This is a genomic window from Rhodanobacter thiooxydans LCS2 (assembly GCF_000264375.1).
Taxonomy (GTDB): Bacteria; Pseudomonadota; Gammaproteobacteria; order Xanthomonadales; family Rhodanobacteraceae; genus Rhodanobacter; species Rhodanobacter thiooxydans.
In genome coordinates this window covers 1-1481 of sequence record NZ_AJXW01000116.1, presented here as the reverse complement: position 1 = coordinate 1481, position 1481 = coordinate 1, and the positions used below count along the sequence as shown (strand labels likewise).

Below are 1481 nucleotides of genomic sequence, written 5' to 3'. Positions count from 1 at the left end.
GCAGCAGCTTGCCCACTTCAACCACATCGGCAATGTTTGCTGCCGTCGTGGTGACCGTGTGCACGAAGCCCGATTCCACATCCACGCCGATGTGCGCCTTCATGCCGAAATACCACTGGTTGCCCTTGCGCGTGGAATGCATTTCCTGATCGCGGGCCTTGCTTTCGTTCTTGGTCGAGGACGGTGCATGGATGATCGTGGCGTCCACGATCGTGCCTTGGCGCAGCAGCATTCCCTTGTCGCTCAAGTGGGCATTGACGGTGGCCAGGATGGCCGGCGCCAGATCGTGAGTTTCCAGCAATCGGCGAAAGTTGAGGATGGTCGTTTCGTCGGGCACACCGCCGCGCGTCAGCGACAGACCGGCGAAGCGACGCAGCGGAGCCACCTCATACAGCGCTTCCTCCATCGCCGGATCGCTGTAGCCGAACCAGTTCTGCATCAGATGGATGCGCAGCATCGTCTTGAGAGCGTACGGGCGCCGGCCATTGCCGGCCTTCGGATACACCGGTTCGATCACCGCCAACAGAGCCTCCCACGGCACCACCTGCTCCATTTCGGCCAGGAACTTCTCCCGCCGCGTTTGCTTGCGCTTGCCGGCATACTCGGCATCGGAGAAGCTCAACTGCGTCATGGCAGACACCTTGCGTTTGGACGGCTAACTGTAGCGCGTCGCGATGGACTTGTTCAGAGTTTCCCTAGCGGCGGCGAGTTGCTTGAGTTGGCACGACAAATTGACCAGCTGAAGTGTGATTACCGGGATGTAATACTGGCAGGAGAGTATGAGTTTCACGGCAGGGAGGCGGTGCGTGTTCGCGACCTCAGTGAGCCACTACGGTCAGGGGTCTAACATTTCGTTCAAGGCGGACGGCTTCGCCGCCGCTTAACTCAAGCGTTAGCCATCACACAAATAGGGGGCTCTATGAAAGGATTATCGATTCTCCTCTGCGGCGCGACCTTGCTTTGCGGGTGCACACACATGACTTCGCCCGCCCGAAAGCATGCACTAGAGGGAGGCAAGCCTTACTGGCTTGACTATGATGCAAGTAGGCGCGGCACACTTATCGCCCCTGAATCTTCCAAGATTAAGACATGCTCAGAGCCAAGTCCCGACGTCGCATTGAGCCTAGTAGCAAAGATCGAAGCATCGGTGAAGAAAACGGAAGTTGGTGAAGCTTCTGGCAGCGCCGATTTCAACACCGCTGTCGTAAAGCTTGCTGAAAGAACTCAAATGGTTATGTTCCTGCGTGAATCCATGTATCGACTGTGCGAGCAGTCGATGAACAATAATTTCACCAAAGAGGAAATACTGGCCTCTTACAACAAGGTCATAGATACCGCCAAGGCGATTGCTGAGGCCGATCGTGACAGAGCAAAAGAGGCTGCCGCAAAAGCTGCAGCAAATCTCACTCCAGAGCAAGCAGAAAGCATTCGCTAGCACACACAGTCATTCAAGTGGCTAACAATTCGTTCAAGGCGGACGG

The 1481-nt window shown here is 56.2% G+C and carries 2 protein-coding genes; one reads left to right on the top strand and one right to left on the bottom strand.

The window, feature by feature from the left end:
* Positions 1 to 631 (bottom strand): IS5 family transposase (locus tag UUA_RS17885; protein WP_008439500.1); only part of this gene is annotated, 631 nt, incomplete at its 3' end.
* Positions 632 to 976: 345 nt separating this feature from the next.
* Here UUA_RS17885 and UUA_RS19520 point away from each other — a divergent pair.
* Positions 977 to 1435, top strand: coding sequence for a hypothetical protein (locus UUA_RS19520; RefSeq protein WP_153022943.1), 459 nt, complete (start codon positions 977 to 979; stop codon positions 1433 to 1435).
* The last annotated feature ends 46 nt before the right edge of the window (positions 1436 to 1481 follow it).

What these genes read in the sequence shown, in the direction of transcription:
- UUA_RS19520 (WP_153022943.1), top strand. Translation starts at nt 977, where the DNA reads ATGACTTCGCCCGCCCGAAAGCATGCACTAGAGGGAGGCAAGCCTTAC.